At 37.2% G+C, this 19,092-nt stretch carries 19 protein-coding genes and 1 other RNA gene; 14 read left to right on the forward strand and 6 right to left on the reverse strand.

Going from position 1 to position 19,092, the window contains the following annotated elements; genetic code table 11:
• Positions 1-57 precede the first annotated feature (57 nt).
• Positions 58-666, reverse strand: coding sequence for a Holliday junction resolvase RecU (gene recU, locus ACQ5H4_RS00725; protein WP_430773053.1), 609 nt, complete (start codon positions 664-666; stop codon positions 58-60).
• A gap of 167 nt (positions 667-833) precedes the next feature.
• Between recU and ACQ5H4_RS00730 the strand changes: the two genes are divergently transcribed.
• The 3 genes from ACQ5H4_RS00730 to ACQ5H4_RS00740 all read left to right on the forward strand — a co-directional run bounded on the left by ACQ5H4_RS00730 (position 834) and on the right by ACQ5H4_RS00740 (position 2,786).
• The gene (locus ACQ5H4_RS00730) at positions 834-1,763 is read left to right on the forward strand and encodes a DUF2515 domain-containing protein (RefSeq protein ID WP_430773054.1); all 930 of its coding nucleotides are present in this window, start codon (positions 834-836) and stop codon (positions 1,761-1,763) included.
• Between the two features lie 357 nt (positions 1,764-2,120).
• Complete coding sequence (locus ACQ5H4_RS00735; RefSeq protein ID WP_430773055.1) at positions 2,121-2,351, forward strand: hypothetical protein; 231 nt, start codon at positions 2,121-2,123, stop codon at positions 2,349-2,351.
• A 63-nt stretch (positions 2,352-2,414) separates the two neighbouring features.
• Positions 2,415-2,786, forward strand: coding sequence for a YppE family protein (locus tag ACQ5H4_RS00740; protein ID WP_430773056.1), 372 nt, complete (start codon positions 2,415-2,417; stop codon positions 2,784-2,786).
• 60 nt (positions 2,787-2,846) lie between these two features.
• Here ACQ5H4_RS00740 and yppF read toward each other — a convergent pair whose 3' ends face one another.
• The gene (gene yppF / locus ACQ5H4_RS00745; RefSeq protein WP_430773057.1) at positions 2,847-3,038 is read right to left on the reverse strand and encodes a YppF family protein; all 192 of its coding nucleotides are present in this window, start codon (positions 3,036-3,038) and stop codon (positions 2,847-2,849) included.
• A 204-nt stretch (positions 3,039-3,242) separates the two neighbouring features.
• Between yppF and ACQ5H4_RS00750 the strand changes: the two genes are divergently transcribed.
• Positions 3,243-3,830, forward strand: coding sequence for a YppG family protein (locus ACQ5H4_RS00750; protein WP_430773058.1), 588 nt, complete (start codon positions 3,243-3,245; stop codon positions 3,828-3,830).
• Between the two features lie 51 nt (positions 3,831-3,881).
• Here ACQ5H4_RS00750 and ACQ5H4_RS00755 read toward each other — a convergent pair whose 3' ends face one another.
• Entirely contained in the window at positions 3,882-4,352 is a 471-nt protein-coding gene (locus tag ACQ5H4_RS00755; RefSeq protein WP_430773059.1) for an Hsp20/alpha crystallin family protein, read from the reverse strand.
• A gap of 129 nt (positions 4,353-4,481) precedes the next feature.
• Positions 4,482-5,171: a Crp/Fnr family transcriptional regulator gene (locus tag ACQ5H4_RS00760; RefSeq protein ID WP_430773060.1), complete on the reverse strand. Its 690-nt coding sequence runs from the start codon at positions 5,169-5,171 to the stop codon at positions 4,482-4,484.
• A gap of 156 nt (positions 5,172-5,327) precedes the next feature.
• Here ACQ5H4_RS00760 and ACQ5H4_RS00765 point away from each other — a divergent pair, with 156 nt between their 5' ends.
• The 10 genes from ACQ5H4_RS00765 (at position 5,328) to ACQ5H4_RS00810 (ending at position 16,936) form a co-directional block, all read left to right on the forward strand.
• Positions 5,328-7,619 (forward strand): DEAD/DEAH box helicase, encoded by a 2,292-nt coding sequence (locus ACQ5H4_RS00765; RefSeq protein ID WP_430773061.1) that lies wholly within the window; start codon positions 5,328-5,330, stop codon positions 7,617-7,619.
• A complete protein-coding gene (locus tag ACQ5H4_RS00770; protein WP_430773062.1) occupies positions 7,616-8,878 on the forward strand; it encodes a ribonuclease H-like domain-containing protein in 1,263 nt (420 codons plus the stop codon). Before ACQ5H4_RS00765 ends, ACQ5H4_RS00770 begins: the two co-directional genes overlap by 4 nt.
• 325 nt (positions 8,879-9,203) lie before the next feature.
• Positions 9,204-9,617, forward strand: a complete 414-nt coding sequence (locus tag ACQ5H4_RS00775; protein ID WP_430773063.1) for a CotD family spore coat protein — start codon at positions 9,204-9,206, stop codon at positions 9,615-9,617.
• A gap of 76 nt (positions 9,618-9,693) precedes the next feature.
• Positions 9,694-10,257, forward strand: a complete 564-nt coding sequence (locus ACQ5H4_RS00780; protein WP_430773536.1) for an SLOG family protein — start codon at positions 9,694-9,696, stop codon at positions 10,255-10,257.
• A 92-nt stretch (positions 10,258-10,349) separates the two neighbouring features.
• The gene (gene gpsB, locus ACQ5H4_RS00785) at positions 10,350-10,655 is read left to right on the forward strand and encodes a cell division regulator GpsB (RefSeq protein ID WP_430773065.1); all 306 of its coding nucleotides are present in this window, start codon (positions 10,350-10,352) and stop codon (positions 10,653-10,655) included.
• A gap of 71 nt (positions 10,656-10,726) precedes the next feature.
• An RNA gene (rnpB, locus tag ACQ5H4_RS00790) (RNase P RNA component class B) lies at positions 10,727-11,123 on the forward strand.
• Positions 11,124-11,240: 117 nt separating this feature from the next.
• Positions 11,241-12,383, forward strand: coding sequence for a THUMP domain-containing class I SAM-dependent RNA methyltransferase (locus tag ACQ5H4_RS00795; RefSeq protein WP_430773066.1), 1,143 nt, complete (start codon positions 11,241-11,243; stop codon positions 12,381-12,383).
• 70 nt (positions 12,384-12,453) lie between these two features.
• Complete coding sequence (locus ACQ5H4_RS00800) at positions 12,454-14,364, forward strand: ATP-dependent DNA helicase (protein WP_430773067.1); 1,911 nt, start codon at positions 12,454-12,456, stop codon at positions 14,362-14,364.
• A gap of 101 nt (positions 14,365-14,465) precedes the next feature.
• Complete coding sequence (locus ACQ5H4_RS00805; protein ID WP_430773068.1) at positions 14,466-15,986, forward strand: carboxypeptidase M32; 1,521 nt, start codon at positions 14,466-14,468, stop codon at positions 15,984-15,986.
• Between the two features lie 41 nt (positions 15,987-16,027).
• Entirely contained in the window at positions 16,028-16,936 is a 909-nt protein-coding gene (locus ACQ5H4_RS00810; protein ID WP_430773069.1) for a DMT family transporter, read from the forward strand.
• 16 nt (positions 16,937-16,952) lie between these two features.
• Here the strand turns inward: ACQ5H4_RS00810 and ACQ5H4_RS00815 are convergent, their stop codons facing one another.
• Together ACQ5H4_RS00815 and ACQ5H4_RS00820 are read right to left on the reverse strand one after the other, a co-directional pair.
• Entirely contained in the window at positions 16,953-18,602 is a 1,650-nt protein-coding gene (locus ACQ5H4_RS00815; RefSeq protein WP_430773070.1) for a b(o/a)3-type cytochrome-c oxidase subunit 1, read from the reverse strand.
• Entirely contained in the window at positions 18,602-19,078 is a 477-nt protein-coding gene (locus ACQ5H4_RS00820; protein ID WP_430773071.1) for a cytochrome c oxidase subunit II, read from the reverse strand. The genes ACQ5H4_RS00815 and ACQ5H4_RS00820 overlap by 1 nt, the downstream gene beginning before the upstream one ends.
• Positions 19,079-19,092: the final 14 nt, after the last annotated feature.

Consider the following 19,092-nt stretch of genomic DNA (forward strand, 5'->3'; position numbering starts at 1 on the left):
TTGTTTCCTTCCTTTCTTACTAAAAAAGCTTCCTTTCCCTTAAGAAAAAGATAAAAATTAGAGATTATATAAACAATCTATTTTCTTAATATAGTCAATTCTGGGGCGAAAGCCAAGTGAAATAAGATGTGCTGTCGAAAGTAACTCCTCTTTTGTAATCGACTTTCGGCCTCCTTCTTTCATACGCTCCCAATACGATAACAATTGCTTTGCTTCTAACAGAAATACTTCTTCTGTACTTGAAAAACGAAGAATAACAAAGCAAATTCCATCTTGTTGAATGACTTTTTCCATGTGCTGAATTTGGTGCGCATGAAAATTTTGTAGGGGAAAAGAAGTTAAATTTTTTGTTTCCTTTGCTTCAAAATCAATGTATTTCCCCTTATATACGCCGTTGTAATCAGTTGTAGAGGCTTGCTTGAAGTAGGCTTCTTTTATTACAGCAGCACTTCTTTTTGGATAATTCACCTCTACAATTTGAACCGGTGTTGGTTTTTTATGAATAACGGCAATATTATTTAACAAGTAAAATTCATTTGTTTCGTTTAAATCCTCCTCTAACGTCATTCCTCGGTTGCTATAGGTTGGGTCCTTTCGTGTCTTCACTGTTTGACTGGTGCTTAACTGATTCATAAACTTTTTTCCATTTGGATAATGAATATTCATTTTTTAACACCTCTTTAACTACACTATCATACCAAAATTGGCTCCATATAGGGTGAATAAAAACTACTGATTAACGAATTATAACGTAAGATAGCATTTGAAGGGAGTAAAAAGATATCAAAAATACCTTTAATCATTTTGATGAGCAGCAATTGGTTACAGAAATAATGAAAAAAGTTGAGTCGAGTAATATAGACAATATTTCAAGAACCGATGCGTATTTTACGTATTTTTTAAATCACTCGGATATTCTTTGGTCCTTTTTGGCAAGTATGGTGTCAAGAAATGCTGGCTGGAATATGTGTGACTTAGAAGGTAAGTGGTTTCCTCAGGCTTTAGAAGCAGAAACCAGAAGACAATTGTATTTAACCTATGAACGAGCGAATTGGTTAATTTTTCAGGATGCCTACCCCCAACTGTTGCTGTATGAATATTCGACGAAACTAAATACTCCGATGTTTCACTTATTACGATATTTTCATGTTTCGTCTTTTATGATTAATGAATGGGCGTATTATTGGAGGGAGAAAGATAAAAGAAGACTGATGACGGCACTCATCATCAATGAGCAAAATGTCATTCAAAAACCAGTCATTGAGCATCCAATCTATAATAAAAAAGTGTTTCACTCAATTCTCTTTGCTTTTCAGGATTATCTTCATTTTAGTGCTGTTTTATTTCCTACTCATCATGGAGAGCTTTATGGAGCAAGTGTATTTGGTTTTCAAGAGGTGGATAACCGAATTGATTTAGGTAAAAGATTAGCTGATATTCTGTTTGATCCCGAAATATTCTCGAAGGTCTTTCATTTTGCAAAAACAACGGAACACACGGGGTCGAGGCATGATTACGAACAATTTATGAAAAACAAGGAAGAAACTACTCCCGTCTTAAGAGAAACCTACCCAGTTATTAAACACCATATCCATCTTCCGAATGAGTGGACAAAACAGCCTCGTGTGAAAAATAAATGGTTCAATACGGAGATTACTCACCGACACCCATGGGAAATGACTCATTGGTACTCCAACAAACAGAAACAAATTCGTTTTTTTATTATGTGTTATAAGTTACTTCAATTGAAGAAACGGATATAAAAAGCAAGAATCCTCTTAGATTCTTGCTTTTTATATCTTTATGTTGAAGGACGGTCAATACCTTCAAGCTTTTTATCTCCGTACCCAGGTTTTGTTTCTTCCAGCTTTTTCGGTTGAGTATTTTCTTTTTCATTGTTTTGATTTCTCTTCTTCATTCTTTACCACCTCCGAGATTAGTTTGTTTCATCCTTCATTTTTTCATTCATGTCGAAACCTAGTTGGGAGAACAAAAATTTTACACTTCTTTTGGCGAATTGCTTCTAGTTTTGTCATAAGGGAAGGAGGTTTGAAGAAGACAAAGAATAAGTACAAAAGAGATTTACTTAGAGCTGAAAAATATTCTTGGAGGGATGTTCGATGATTCTAAAATCAGATATTTTACAAATGCTTTCTGAAATACAAAATGATCTTGTGGAACTAGAGAAATCCATTGATTTTAAATTGCCAGATGTAGAATCAGATATGTTAAAGCAACAACAAAAAAGCTTATGGAAAACGGAAAACCGCTATTATATACTAGAGGGGAAATTCAATTTAGCCCAAAATAAGTCTACTAATGATAGACAACATAAGAGAACGACTGCTTAAACTTTTCAAATTTCTCGTTTATCCTTTATAGTAGGGGTATATGTGATAAAGGAGCATGGCAACTTGGATAATCTTTCAATGTTAGAACAATTAAATGAACGTTTGTACGGATACACAAAGGAAATAGAAGATACATTTCTATCCGTGAAGATGTCAGGTGAGAAGGGTGACTTTTTTACCCAAGTTAAACCATTTGCTGACGAAGTAAAAGAGGTGGTTGATCACTGGAGAAAGGAATCGGTGGCTTGGATTGGGGAAAACCGACCGAAGAATCTTCATATTGCTCAAATTGAATCGGCAGCGGAACAAATGGAAATGATTTCTGTACAAGCCTTTTTTCCGGAAACAAGTCGAACAAGATTCATAAATTACCTTCAATCTGTAAGATATGTGTTAACCGTATTACGAACAAATATAAATCAATATGAAACATAAAAAGTAGCACACTCGCCATTTCGGAGAGGTGCTACTTTTTTAACATTTTACGAATGTATTTTATAAAGATGATTCAAGTTCAGGGGTTTTTGCACCTAGTGTTTCAAGTTCATAAACAAGATTACGGTATTCACAAGTAGTTATTTCATTGTAAATATAACATTTCTTAACAAAGTCTAATAACTCGTTTACGTCTTGTGTTTCGTATTTTTTAATTGATTGGAAATGATTTTTTAATTCTTGAATATTCACCTAAATTCCCCCTTTATATAGGTTGTTTCTTCTCTATTATCGTATCATGTGGAGGCACAAACTGATGTTTTTTTAAATATTGAGACTTCCGACACCGTTAGACAAAAATGGTGATTTATAGCAGATGTTTTATTCTTTATTCACCATCTAGGCGGATGAAACATAAATTATAGCAGTGAATATAAGAAAGGAGGTTGTGTGCCCTTGTTCGGTCAAAGATATAATCGTCCACAATTTCAACCGATGATGAATGAAGCCTATCCTTATATGTGGGGAAATGAAGCAGTCCATACTCGGCCAGAGGCATACGCCAACTACTTTGAACAACCTATGAATGTTCCTATGTACAATATGAACTACTCTGGACCGGTACAAAATGGTTATAATTATTTTCCTAATGATTCCTTTTATGGCCCAGCATATCCATACGGTGGGGGAGGATTTCAGGGACAGGGTTTTGATTATCCATATCAGGGAAATCAACCTTACTCACAAGAAAAGAAGCATAAGCTTTCGGAAGCCGTTCTTCATAATCCTCTTCAACAACCTGAAATATCGTATCACAATCAATTTGCGTATGGTCAATATAGCCAACCATTTTCACACCCTTATCCTAAGCAATCTGCTATACCAAGGCCGCCAACTGGTGTGAAATCAATAATGAACTCTTTTAAAACACAAGATGGAACATTTGACGTTAACAAAATGGTTGATACAGCTGGTCAGATGATGAATGCAGTCACCCAAGTCTCTTCGATGGTAAAGGGTCTTGGAGGCATGTTTAAGGTATAGGGGTGCCCTATACCTTTTTACACGGAAAAAAATAAGCAGAATAAAGTCTGCTTAGTCATTAATAATATGAATTTTCTTTCCAGGTAGCTTCGGCACAATAATTGTTAGCAAGCCATCATGGTAAGAGGCCTTCACCTTTTTTTCGTTTATTGGCTGGGGAAGAGTAATAGTTCTACTCATTTGTTGCATTTTATTTTTCCTACTATAGACCTTATGAACCTCATCTTCTTCAATAATCACTTCTCCATTTTTTACTGTAATCGACAGTGTGTTATTAAGGACATCGATACTAATTTGTTCCTTTTTAATACCTGGAAGTTCAGCAACAATATGATGCTCTCTGTCGTAACTTTTCACAGAAACGGGAAAGGTCGCAAACGGAAGGTTGAAGAACTCATCAATGCTTTGTAAAAAACCTCTGACTGGTCTTTCTTGAAAAAAGTCATTCATCGCTTTGGCAATCTCTCCGAACGGTTCAGGACGATCGTTACGATTTGGTTTATTTGGCAAATTATTAGACATGATCCTACCCCTCTCTATATGATTCTCCCTAACAGATTATGCAATTTCGATATAGGCGGTTCATCCTTTTGTAACAGCTAAGAAAATAGAAAAAATGGACGCATACCAACATGTATGCGTCCACTTTTATTAAATTAATTCCTCGAGTAGTTCATCGAGGACAAAAGTCATGGTACCGTTGCCATCTACTTCAATAAGCTCGTCTTTTTTCATTTTGGTGAGAGTACGGCTAACGGTTTCGCGTGTCGTTCCAATCATATTGGCTAAATCTTTATTAGTAAATTCAGCATTTAGCGTAAAGATTCCATTTGTTTCTTTACCATGTAATTTTGCCAACCGGATCAGTAGCTTAATTATTTGTTCATATGTATTATTAAGGATTTGTTCTTCTAACCGGTCTTGAAGGTCGACAATTTTCTCGCTTAATACGTTAAATACTTTAATACAAAGCGTAGGATTCTCAATAAGGACCTTTTCAAATGGTAAGATAGGAACCACTACTAAGGTTGTAGCCTCCAATACTTCTGCATACGCAGGGTATCCCCCTTTTCGAAAGAAACCAACATGTGGGAACATTTCACCCTTTTTTAAAATCGCAACGATTTGTTCTTTCCCGTTTATATCACTTTTATATATCTTTACTTTTCCAGAGTGGATAAAATATACGTTTTCAAGGGGATCATCCTGCATAAAAACATGACTACCACGATTCCAATCTCTTGAAATAGATATATCAATAATTTTTTGAAGCTCATCTTCGTCTAAGCTTCGAAATAAAGAGAACTCAGATAATACTTTTTTAATTTCAGTACTTTTCATTCCTACACACCTCAATCTTAGCAATAACCTAGTTTCTATTTTACCAAAAATCCAAAGCTGAAAGAATAGATTGGTGGGAAACATTGTTATTTTTAAACAGTACTTTAATTACGAACGTTTATTCGGTATGATAGAGTTATAGAGGTGATCTGTACAATGAAGGTAAGAAAAAGTTTACAGGATCTTATTGTTGAGTTGAAGAAAAATGAAGAATTTAAAGACCAAATCGTGCATTGGCATACAATAGAAGAAAGAGAAGCAAAAACATCGGAATTGCCTAATGACCTCCATCCTAACTTACAAAGGGCATTGCAGGAGAGAGGAATTGGAAGGCTGTTTACTCATCAGAAATCATCTTATGAAGCGATTAGACGGGGAAAAAGTGTGGTTGCAGTGACACCTACGGCTTCTGGTAAGACGCTTTGTTACAATCTCCCTGTTATTCAAACGGTCATCGAATCGATGGATTCTAGAGCCTTGTATATCTTTCCTACTAAGGCGCTAGCACAGGACCAAAAAAGTGAACTTAATGAGCTAATAACAGCAACAGAGCTTCAAATTAATAGTTACACATATGATGGAGATACTCCTGCAAATATAAGAGAAAAAGTAAGGAAGGCTGGACATGTCGTCATAACGAACCCAGATATGCTTCATTCGGGCATTCTCCCTCATCATACCAAGTGGGTATCGTTATTTGAAAATTTAAAGTTTGTTGTCATTGATGAGCTACATATTTATCGTGGTGTATTTGGGAGTCATGTCGCAAATGTAATTAGGCGTTTGAAAAGAATCTGTGAATTTTACGGAAGTAACCCTATTTTTATCTGTACTTCTGCGACAATTGCTAATCCACTTGAGTTAGCCGAACATTTAACAGAAACAAACATGAGGTTAATTGATAATAATGGTGCACCAAGTGGCAGGAAGCATTTTCTTTTTTATAACCCTCCCATTGTAAACAAACCTTTAAATATTCGAAGGAGTGCAACTCTTGAGGTTAGAAATATCGCACGTATATTATTAAAAAATAAAATTCAAACCATTGTTTTTGCGAAAAGCAGAGTGAGAGTTGAAATTTTACTAACGTATCTTCAAGAGCTTGTAAAGTATCAGCTTGGTCCAAAGGCAATAAGAGGATACCGGGGTGGATATTTGCCAACGGAGCGACGAGAAATTGAAAAAGGTCTAAGGAACGGGGACATCTATGGTGTCGTAAGTACAAACGCATTAGAATTAGGAGTGGATATTGGTCAGTTGCAGGTATGTATTATGACGGGTTATCCAGGTTCGATCGCAAGTTCATGGCAACAAGCGGGAAGAGCTGGGAGAAGGCATGGAGAATCGTTAGTGATACTTGTGGCAAGCTCTAGTCCGCTAGATCAATACATTATACAGCATCCTGATTATTTTTTTACAAGCAGCCCAGAAACAGCGAGAATCAATAAAGATAACTTGATTATTCTTATTGATCATTTGAAGTGTGCAGCGTATGAGTTACCATTTAAGAAAGGTGATTATTTTGGAGAAAGCGAAATCGAAGAACTACTAGAATACTTAGTAGAAGAACGGGTGCTTTTTGAAAATGGTGAGAAATACTACTGGATGAATGATTCGTTCCCTGCTCACAATATTAGCTTGCGTTCTGCCTCACAAGCTAATGTTGTCATAATAGACCAATCTGATGTTTCTAAAGCGCGTGTGATAGGTGAAATGGATCTTTTCTCAAGTATGACCTTACTGCATGAAGAGGCTATTTATTTGCATCAAGGAACACAATATCAGGTGGAAAAGCTCGATTGGGAGGAAAAGAAGGCATTCGTTCGAGAGGTAGCTGTTGATTATTTTACGGACGCCAATTTAGCGGTCGAATTAAAAGTATTAGAGATTGATAAGAATAGGGAAAATTCAATGGTAGAAGTTGCTTATGGAGATGTTAGCGTATTAGCTAAAGCAACGATCTTTAAAAAAATCAAATTCGAAACACATGAAAATATAGGGTCCGGACCAATTCATTTACCGGAAGTTGAGCTTCATACGAGTTCTGCGTGGATTTCGATTGAAAAAGCCTCCACTGAATTACCAGAGGAACGTTTGGATCAAGGCTTAATTGGAATTTCTCATGCGTTTAAACATATTGCTCCTTTATTTGTTATGTGTGACCCACAGGATATTCATGTCGTTCCACAAGTGAAAGCTGTGCACAATGAAAAGCCGACGTTATTTTTCTATGACCGCTATCCTGGTGGAATTGGTCTTAGCGAAAAGATCTATGATGGAATGGAAATAATTATTAAAGAGGCGAAAGAGATGATTACCCGTTGTAATTGTCATCAGGGTTGTCCGTCTTGTATTGGCACAGATCCTACGGCGGAAACGGCAAAGATTGACTGCTTGAAAATATTAAATTTGTTTCAAAATGAAGTGGGAAAGGGTAGAGTCAGTTGAGTTTGAAAAATAAGCTAAATCGATTAAAACCTCATCTATCTATTCCAGAAGGCTCGAAACAAAGTTCGAGCTCTCTGCCTGTAAAGTCAAATAAGGAAATCCCTTTTTTAGATGAGTGGAAGGAGAATGGAGTTACTCCGTACTTTTTAGAGGACGATTATTGCCTTTTAAGAGAAGTAAAGTATCCGTTTGATTACCAACATGGCAGATATCAGTTAGGCGAATTTATTGACGCTGTGAAAGCTTGGAATGAGTCAAATATCTCTCATCCACTGTCAGCAAAGGGGTTTCTACCAGAGCAATTGTTTTTTTTCGATACAGAAACAACAGGACTGGGTGGGGGAGTAGGAAATACGATTTTTCTTCTTGGACATGCCACGTTGGAAGACAATCATTTTGTTGTGAGACAGCATATTCTTCCACGACCCGGAAGCGAAATTCCTCTGTATACTAGTTTTCTTGAAAAGGTTGATTATACGACGCTAGTGACGTATAACGGAAAAGCCTTTGATTGGCCACAAGTAAAAACAAGGCATACTTTGCTAAAAGATCATGTTCCAAAGTTACCTTCATTTGGACATTTTGATTTGTTTCATGCCTCTCGAAGAATATGGAAGCATAAGCTAGACCGATTAAAGCTATCGATCGTCGAGAAGGAAATTCTTGATATTCAAAGAGTCGATGACGTTCCAGGATTCTTAGCACCGATGATTTACTTTGACTATGTTGAAACGCAAAAGCCAGAAGGAATGATCGGAATTATCAAACATAACGAGATAGATATTCTATCTCTTATTAGTTTGTATACCCATTTAACATTTCAGATTTTAAGAATGGATCATGATCAAACGGTGAAAGAAGCTTTTGAGGTGGGCCGTTGGTTTACTTACCTTGGGGAAGATTCGGCTGCTGAAAATACATTTATAGAATTAGCGTCAGGGGAAAGTATGGAAGCCTATCATTCTCGCTGGCAACTATCTTTACAATTAAAGAAGAAGAAAGATTATGAAGCGGCTAGTGAAATTTGGGTGAAATTGTCGAATGTATCTGACGATGTGATTGCCTTTGACTCCTCACTTGAACTTTCTAAGTGGTATGAACATAAAAAAAGGGATTATGAGAAGGCACTTCAGTTCGGAGAGAAAGCGAAATTATTACTTGAAAAACGTAGTGATTGTAAGATGGATCAGATATTTGATCTCGAAAAACGTCTGGAAAGAATCACAAGAAAATCTTGTAACAAAAATGTAAAAAAATAATCGACAAAATCCGCCTTTTTGGTGTTGTCTCCCTTTAAATTAGAGGGTAAAATGTATCATTGAGTGATAAATGCTAGAATAAAAAGTGGAGATGGATGAATTCGATGTATAAAGCAATTTTGTTTATGTTTTTTCTTGTTGTCTGTTTAACTGCGATTATTTTTACGAACTTAAAGGAAAGTTTTTATACATTAATGTAACCTTTGGGTCTAATAACAAAGAAATCAGCGAAAATAGGTATTTGCATTAGTACAAGATGGACTTCTTTATCATAGGCTGTTATTGTAAAGCACAAAAAACACTATTCGAAAGGAGAAGTTCAAATATGCATAAAAAACATTGCGGACCAACTAATGTATTACCTGCTGTTGTTCACCCAACAAAATGCTGTGTAAATCATACTTTCTCAAACAATGTGGTGCCACATATTCACCCTCAGCATACAACAACTGTCAATCACACCAATTTTGAACACCAACACTTCTTCCCACAAACACAGTCTGTTGTTAATGAAGTGACTCATACTCAAAGCTTTGCACCACCTCGTCCTGTACCTGGACCATTTCCAGCGCCAGGATTCGGAGGAGCACCAGGCTTTGGAGCAGGCCCAGGATTCGGAGCAGGCCCAGGCTTTGGAGCAGGCCCAGGATTTGGAGCAGGTCCAGGATTTGGAGCAGGTCCAGGATTTGGAGCAGGCCCAGGATTCGGAGCAGCACCTGGACCATCTTTTGGAAGATAATACTTCTTACAAGGGCTTATTATTAAGCCCTTGTTTATTCATATATAAGGCCTTGAGAGAGGGAGCAAATCGATTGATTAAAATGGTATATATATCGGGTTATAAGGCCAGTGAGTTAGGGATATTCAAAGAAAATGATCCTGGCGTTGTATACATAAAACTGGCTATAAAAAAAGCCCTTCTTCAGCTGTTAGACCAAGGGCTTGAATGGGTAATGGTATCAGGTCAGCTCGGTGTAGAAATGTGGGCGGCAGAAGTCGTTATTGAACTGAGGAAAAAGGACTATCCGGACCTAAAACTAGCAATAATTACCCCGTTTTTAGATCAAGAAGGTAACTGGAGCGATAAAAATAAGGAGTGGTATCACTCCATTATCCAGAGGGCCGACTATGTAGACTCAGTTACAAAAAGGAAGTACGATAGTCCAGCCCAATTTCGGCTTAAAAACCAATTTGCCATCAAAAAAACGGATGCATTGCTTCTTGTATATGACGAAGAAAGAGACGGAAGCCCGAAATACTTACTTCAAACCGCCAAACATTATCAAGAGAATAATGAATATCCCATCACACAAATAACCTTCTACGACCTTCAATTATTAGTCGAAGAAGAACAGCAAAAGCAAAAAGATTTTTATTAAAAGTGACCCATATAAAAGAAAAATTGACAAAAGTGCATATTTTTGAAAAAATATAGATAATGTTTCTTTGAGTGACCGAGGTGAAATAATAAATGCAAATAGATAAAGTGAAGCTAACTGCGAAAGACATATTGGAAAAAGAATTTAAAACAGCCATGAGAGGCTACAAGCCAGAGGATGTTGACAAATTTCTTGATGTAGTAATTAAAGATTATGAGATTCTACAGCAAGAGATTGAAGAACTTCAACAGGAAAACGCACGTTTGAAGAAACAATTAGAAGATGCTGTAAGAAGACCTTCCGTTCAGCAACCATCCGCTGGTACAACAAATTTTGATATTCTCAAAAGATTATCAAATCTAGAAAAGCATGTTTTCGGTAGTAAATTATACGATTAACAGAAATTACCATGTAAGAAGGCATTGATATTTCATTCACAATTACATATAATATGTATTGTTCGTTAATAACGTTCGGGTAATCGCTGCAAGGATCGTAAGTGAATTGTAGAGGAAAGTCCATGCTCGCACGGTCTGAGATGACCGTAGTGTTCGTGCCTAGCCAATTCATAAGCTAGGGCAGCTAGGTTTATACTTGGCTGACGGCAGGGAAAATGCCTAAGTCTACTAAGATATGGCATGAATACCTTGAAAGTGCCACAGTGACGGAGCCCATTTAGAAATGAATGGGGTGGAACGAGGTAAACCCCACGAGCGAGAAACCCAAATTATGGTAGGGGCACCTTCTCTTAGGAAATGAACGAGGGGAAGGACAGGTTCATTTGAATCTGTAGATAGATGATTGCCACCTGAGTACGAGACGATCAGTCGATGGTAGTACAAAGGAACAAAACATGGCTTATAGAACGTTATTAATGGAATTGTATGAGTGTTTTCTAATGATAGCTCTCCTCTGTTGGAGAGCTTTTCTTGTATTATACATATAATAAACAAGGCAAGATACATTCTGTCTGAGGTGAAACGATGACGAAATTTGAATTAATAGCTACCGCAGCGATGGGGCTTGAAGCGGTAGTGGCGAAGGAAGTAAGAGATTTAGGGTATGAGTGTACGGTTGAAAATGGACGTGTTCGTTTTCAAGGGGACGAGATGGCCATTTGTAAGAGCAATTTGTGGTTACGTACAGCTGACCGAGTGAAAATTAAAGTAGGAGAATTTAAAGCCAAAACTTTTGATGAATTGTTTGAAAAAACAAAGGCATTACCTTGGGAAAAATACCTACCAGAAAATGCTGAGTTTCCTGTGTCAGGGAAGTCAGTGAAATCAACTTTATTCAGTGTTTCAGATTGCCAAGCGATCGTCAAAAAAGCAATTGTTAACCGTTTAAGCACTCATTATCGTAGAACAAGCTGGTTCGAAGAAAATGGTCCTCTGTTTAAAATTGAAGTGTCTCTCTTAAAGGATACAGCCTTGATAACCATTGATACTAGTGGAGCGGGCTTACACAAAAGAGGATATCGTGCGGAACAAGGAGAAGCACCAATTAAGGAAACGTTAGCAGCAGCACTAGTAATGCTAACAAATTGGACACCAGACCGCCCGTTTGTTGACCCTTTTTGTGGTTCAGGAACGATTCCAATAGAGGCTGCTTTGATAGGGCAAAATATTGCGCCAGGCTTTAACCGAGAATTCGTTTCCGAAGGATGGGACTGGATTCCCGATAAGCTATGGGAAGATGCGAGAAACGAAGCTGAAGATCTTGCAAAATATGATCAAGAAATAGATATTTTTGGTTCAGACGTTGACCATAAGATGGTAAATATTGCTAAGGCTAATGCATTTGAAGCTGGTTTAGGAGATTTAATTCAATTCAAACAAATGCAAGTAAAAGATTTTACGACGACAAAGGAATATGGTGTAATTGTTGGGAACCCACCATACGGAGAAAGACTAGGTGATAAGCCAACGGTTGAAAAAATGTACACAGACATGGGACAAGCTTTTTCTCCATACGAAACATGGTCGGTTTACATGCTAACGTCAAATGAAAGGTTTGAAGAATGTTACGGAAAACCAGCAACCAAAAAACGAAAATTATTTAATGGGTTTATACAAACGAATTATTATCAATACTGGGGTAAGAGACCACCTAGAGAAATAAAATGATTTAAAACTGACTCGCTTACGAGTCAGTTTTTTATCGCTTAGTTCTGAATAAAATACTGGAGGGGTTACTTTGCAAAAACAGCTACCATTCACCCTATCTAAATCTGAATCCTTTTTTGAGAAATTAGGGGATTGGATCGGGGATGTGTTCTATGATTTACTACCAGAAGAGGGATTTGAAGTACGTGACGAACAAATCTATATGGCATTTCAACTAGAAAAAGCCTTTCAAGAAAATAAAGTAATGTTTGCAGAAGCTGGTGTAGGTACGGGAAAGACAATTGTTTACCTTTTGTATGCGATCTGTTACGCTCGTTACAAAAACAGACCGGCAATTATTGCCTGTGCAGATGAAACACTTATTGAACAGCTTGTTAAAAAAGAAGGAGATATAGCCAAGCTTGAAAAAGCGTTGCAGCTCAATATTGACGTTCGATTAGCTAAATCAAGAGATCAGTATTTGTGCTTGAATAAACTAGATCAATCCGTTGCGTCTTCCGATGTACATATGGATGTGTTCCATCAATTGCCTGATTTTGTACATACAGGAATATCAATGCAATCTTTTGAACGATACGGAGATCGTAAGGATTTTCCAAAACTGTCAAACGAGCAGTGGAACGAAATAGCTTGGGATAGTTTACAAGACTGCTTTTCTTGTGATCAGCGTCATAGATGTGGACAAACATTGCACCGTGATTATTACAGAAGTTCACAGGATTTGATTATTTGTTCTCATGATTTTTATATGGAGCATATTTGGACGAAGGAAGCAAGAAAACGAGAAGGCCAGCTTCCGCTACTGCCTGAAAGCTCATGTGTCGTGTTTGATGAGGGTCATCTTTTAGAATATGCCAGTCAAAAGGCTTTAACGTATAAGTTAACAGAACAAACACTTGAAACATTACTAGAGCGTCTAACCGCTAATGATGTAAGGGATAAGACTCTTAACCTAATAGACGAATCCATTATTGCTAGTGAACGATTTTTTGAAGTTTTACAAGATGCATCTGAAAAGACAGTAGGCTCTGATAAGCAGATGATTAAAAAAACACCGGACGTGTTAGCGAAAGGGAAAAAACTTGCCTCTTTATTATCGGATCTGGAAGAAGAACTTGTTTTTGAAAGTGAATTATATGTAATTAATGAATATGACCTAAAGATTGTCGAAGGATATTTGGAGCAGATAACGTATTCATTAAGTTTATTTTTAAAGGAGCTAAAAGGAATTATTTGGTTTGAGGAACATGAGGGAAAACGAACGCTCGTGATTATGCCGAGAATGGTGGAAGATATCATGCGTGAAGAGGTATTTTCACAGAAAAAGCCATTCATTTTTTCTTCTGCAACTCTATCCGAAAATGGCTCTTTTTCATATACTGCTAAAAGTCTTGGAATAGATGAATTTTTATCATTCCGTGTAAATTCACCGTTTAATTATGAAGAAGCGATGGAAATACAGATGCCTTACTTGACCTCAGTTGATGAAAAATGTATGTATACTGTTAAGCAATTGATAGAAGCCGGAGGAAAGGGGCTAGTTTTGTTCTCCAATGATGAAGAACAGCAGTATTTCAAACATCATCTTCGAGAAGAACTTCCTTTCCCGATCTATTTTGAGGGAGACGCCGAAATAAGTACGTTAGTTTCGAAATTTCAACAGGAAGAGAGTGCTGTACTTTGCTCCACCCATTTGTGGGAAGGGCTCGATATTCCAGGTTCTTCATTAGAGAATGTATTCATCTTTTCTCTTCCATTTCCACCTCACGATCCCGTATTTACTGCGAAAAGGGAGAGTACAGAAAACTCCTTTGAGGAAGTGGATATCCCGTATATGCTTCTCCGACTACGCCAAGGAATCGGTCGTTTAATACGCACACATGAAGACAAAGGAAAAGTGCATATTTTAATGAATCAAAACGAGTCTCAAAAAATAATTGATCTCGTTCATTCTTCTTTACCTGTATCGGTATCGAAATAAGCTTGGAGCAGATATTCATCTGCTCCTTTCTTATTTATTCAAGATTTTTCCTGAAAATTATGATAAAATTTTTGCGAGAAGGTTTTAGAGGAGGGAACAGGATGATTATTGCCATAAAGCAAATGGAACGAGAGTTTTTGGACTATGTAAAAAAAATGGGTGCGTATAAAGAAGCTCTTGCACTTATATATTGGGATCTTCGAACGGGAGCACCGAAAAAAGGGATGGAGCAGCGTTCAGAAGTCATTGGTATGCTTTCTAGTGAAGTATTTAAAATGTCAACGTCTGAGGAAATGGCTGCATACATAGCAAATCTGACACAAGTGACACATGATAATGAACTGAGCGAAATAACAAAAAAAACGGTTGCTGAGTGTAAAAAGGAATACGACCGAAACAAAAAAATTCCAGCTGAAGAATATAAAGAATTTGTTATCCTTCAGTCAAAATCAGAGTCAGTTTGGGAAGAGGCAAAGGATATTTCCAACTTTTCCATGTTCCAACCATACCTTGAGAAGATAGTTGATATGACAAAAAAATTTATAAACTACTGGGGCTACACGGGAAATAAATATAATACTCTCCTAGATATGTATGAGCCTGGTATTACAGTAGACGTTCTTGATCAAGTATTTAGTGAACTTCGAGAAAAGATCGTTCCTCTTGTTCAACAAATAAAGGAATCAGAAAACAATCCAAACACACAATTTCTGTATAAACATTTTCCTAAGGAAAAACAGCGAGAATTTAGTTTGGAGATACTTAAAAAAGTTGGATATGATTTTGACTCTGGTAGATTGGATGAAACGGTTCATCCATTTGCAAGTGGCTTAAATCCAGGAGATGTTCGTGTGACAACGAAGTACGATGAAAATGACTTCCGTACAGCTATATTTGGTACGATACACGAGGCAGGACATGCATTATATGAACAGAATATTTCTTCTGCATTAATCGGAACTCCTTTATGTACGGGAACATCTATGGGAATTCATGAATCCCAATCTCTATTTTATGAAAATTTCATTGGTAGAAATCCTTCTTTTTGGAAAGGTAATTTTGACTTGCTAAAAGAATACGTTCCTACTCAGTTTCAAGATGTTTCGATTGAACAATTTTACCGAGCAATTAATGAATCAAAGCCATCGCTTATTCGCATAGAAGCGGATGAACTAACTTATGCATTGCATATTATGATCAGATACGAAATTGAAAAAGGGATTTTTAATGATGAAATTGAAGTAAAGGACTTGCCAAAAGTTTGGAATGAGAAATATGAAAAATATTTAGGAATTACTCCAGATAATGATTCAAATGGAGTTCTGCAGGATGTTCATTGGTCTGATGGAAGCTTTGGTTACTTTCCGTCCTATGCGCTTGGTTATATCTATGCAGCACAACTGAAGAATGCCTTGCTTAAGGATATCCCGAATTTTGACCAGTTGCTTGAGGAAGGAAATCTTCTGCCGATAAAAGAGTGGCTAACTGATAAAATACATCAGTATGGAAAAATGAAGCTACCTCTTGAAATGATTAAAGATATTACAGGAGAGGGCTTAAATGCTTCCCATCTAGTTTCCTATCTTTATGATAAGTATGAAAATATTTATCAGTTAAAATAAAAACTTAGGATCACAACATGTCGTCCTTTTAGGAGGAAATCATGCATCTTGCTTCGAGCTTTTCTATTGGATTAGCTGCATTCCTATGGGGGCTACTCGCCCTTTTTGTAAGAGAGTTAAAAGTAGCGGGATTTACAGCTATGGAGATTGTTACGATTCGAGTGGGATTTGCGTTCCTTCTCCTATTCATTATCGGAATCGTCAAGAACAGGGAACAAGTGAAAATTAGATTTCAAGATACCTATCTTTTTATTGGAACTGGAATCTTTAGTATTGTATTTTTTAATTGGTGTTATTTTACAACCATTAATGAAATGAATGTCTCTTTAGCCGTTATACTCCTTTATACATCACCTGCTTTTGTTACCATTCTCTCATTTGCTTTTTTAAAGGAAAAGCTTAGTCGAAAAAAAATCGTAGCCGTGATAGGTACCGTCATAGGATGTGTACTTATTGCAGGTCTCCAAATGGAAGAAACGACTAAGATGACAACAATAGGATTGTTCATCGGATTAGGATCTGGATTTGGTTATGCGCTTTACAGTATATTTGGAAAGCTAGCACTTCAAAGGTATGCACCCTTTACGGTTACGTATTATACATTTCTTATTGCTTCTCTAACTTTAGTTCCATCTACAGCCTTGTGGACAAAGTCAAGTATACTGTTTCAGCCAACAGTGGTTTGGTATAGTGTAGGTCTTGCGTTGATCACAACGGTAGCTGCCTTTTTTTTATACACATGGGGATTAAAGAAAACAGATAGCAGCAAGGCATCTATTATTGCCACGGTCGAACCGGTTGTCGCTACCTTATTAGGGTTGTTCTATTACAATGAAACATTAAGTATGATTCAAGTCATTGGAGGTATAATTATACTTTCTTCAGTTATTTTAGTCAGTTACGAAAAGAAAAATAAATTACCTGTAGAAATAACAAACAGCGCCCATTAATAGGCGCTGTTTGTTATTACCATAACTTATAACCTTTTGATCCAATTGGAGCATTCTGAATCATATCAATAAATGGTATGGTGTAAGCGAACAAGATCAGTAACGCAGTAATTCCTAACCAAAGTTTCCAGTTTTCAAATACCATTGGTGTTTTTTCAGCTTTATCATTGACTTCCCCAATTGGAAATTCTTCTTCTCCTTTTGGAGCGAAAAATGCTAAATTAACAAAAATGTAGAGCATTAGAATAATCGCAATGAAAAGGATTGTGCCACCCACAGCTTGAGCGATTTGATACGGTATCCATTCAGTAGCTTGAGCAGCTCCTCCATACTCTGAAAATGAAGAACGACGTGGTGCACCTAGTAAACCAGCTGCGTGCATCGCACCTGACATAAAGGTCATACCGATTGCCCAAAGGACTCCTTGATAAATCGCAAGTTTATTCATCGCTTTTGTTAATACACGGCCTGTTATATGTGGAACGAGCCAGTAAGAAATACCGAAGAAAGTTAAAACAACTGCGGTTGCAAGTGTTAAATGGAAGTGTCCAGTAACCCAAATCGTATTATGAATCACTTGGTTCAACTGATGAGAAGCATTCACTAGTCCACCTGCACCTGCAGGTATAAATGAAAGCATTCCGATAAAAGGTACCGTGAATCTTGCATCTCCCCAAGGAAGCTTCTTAAACCATCCGAAGAGTCCAGTTGCTCCTTTTGAGCGACCATAGCTTTCGAAAGTGGCAAAGAGGGAGAAGGCGGTCATTAATGATGGAATGACAACTAAAAAGGTTAAGATAACCTGTAAAAACTTCCAAGCTGGATCAATTCCAGGCTCCATTAACTGATGGTGAAAACCAACAGGGATAGAGAATAGTAAAAATAAGATAAAGGACAAACGAGCAAGCGAATCAGAGAAGATTTTTGCACCAATGACTTTTGGAATGACGACATACCATGCCATATACGCAGGTAATAACCAGAAATAAACAAGTGGATGTCCGAAATACCAGAAGAGTGTTCGGCTAACTAGTACGTCCACTCGATCAACAATTCCGAGAGACCATGGAAGTAACTGGAATAATACAGTTGCAGCAACACCTATTGTTGCGACAATCCATAACATTGTATTAACAACAGCCATGAACGTAATTAATGGACTTGGCTGACCAGGGTTTTGCTTTCTCCAGCTAATATATTTACCTAGTACTGCTGCTCCATCTACCCAGCTGCCTACCACAACAAGTGTTAGACCCAGGTAATAAATAAAATGTGCTTGTAATGGCGCATAAAAGGTATAAAGAACAGAAGCTTTATTTAGTAGAATCATTGTGGCTGCCATTAGCGTTCCAGCAGTCATTAACCAAAAGCCAATCCAGCCTAATTTTCTTTGAAGATTGGATAATGTACCTGAGGTGCGACTTGTGGCAGCAATTTGAAAGCCCATAATGAAGAATGTTGTTAAAACAAGCCCGAGCACAACACCGTGAACCGTTAATATTTGATAATAGCCAATTCCTGCAGGTAATACAAATTTACCAGATCGTACTAATGTTTGCAGAAGTCCTGCCAGCCCACCGACAGCCAAAGCGATAAATGCCACATAAAAATGGGCCATAACTAATTTTCCATCTCGTGGATCGATTTTCGCATTTAATGTATTCATTATTCCACCACCTTGATTTTAGACGTCATCATGTGATGTCCAGAACCACAATATTCATTACATAAAATTAAGTATTCTCCAGCTTTGTCAAACGTTGTGATATACTCGCTTATATAACCTGGCTCTAACATCATGTTAATATTTGTTCCAGCAACTTGAAATCCGTGAATTACGTCTTTTGTTGTTGCAATTACCTTTACTTTTGCTCCAAGTGGAACTTCAATCTCTCCTGGAGTATAAGCAAAAGCTTGAGCTACATATACTAATTCATAGTCCCAGTCTTTGCCCTCAACTTTTTTAAGTCCTGGCTCGTTGAATGGGGCAGTTGTATCAACTTTTTCAGGATTGATTGTAGCTAAGCAGCTTGGTGGTTGATTTCCGAGATAAAAGGCGCTAACACCTAAAACGGTTAGGAAAACTAAAAGTGTCCCAATCCCAAATATCAGCCAAATTTTTTCAAACTTATGCATATGCATGGTAAATATATCCC

The organism is Bacillus coreaensis (assembly GCF_050586445.1).
Classification (GTDB): Bacteria; Bacillota; Bacilli; order Bacillales; family Cytobacillaceae; genus Robertmurraya_A; species Robertmurraya_A coreaensis.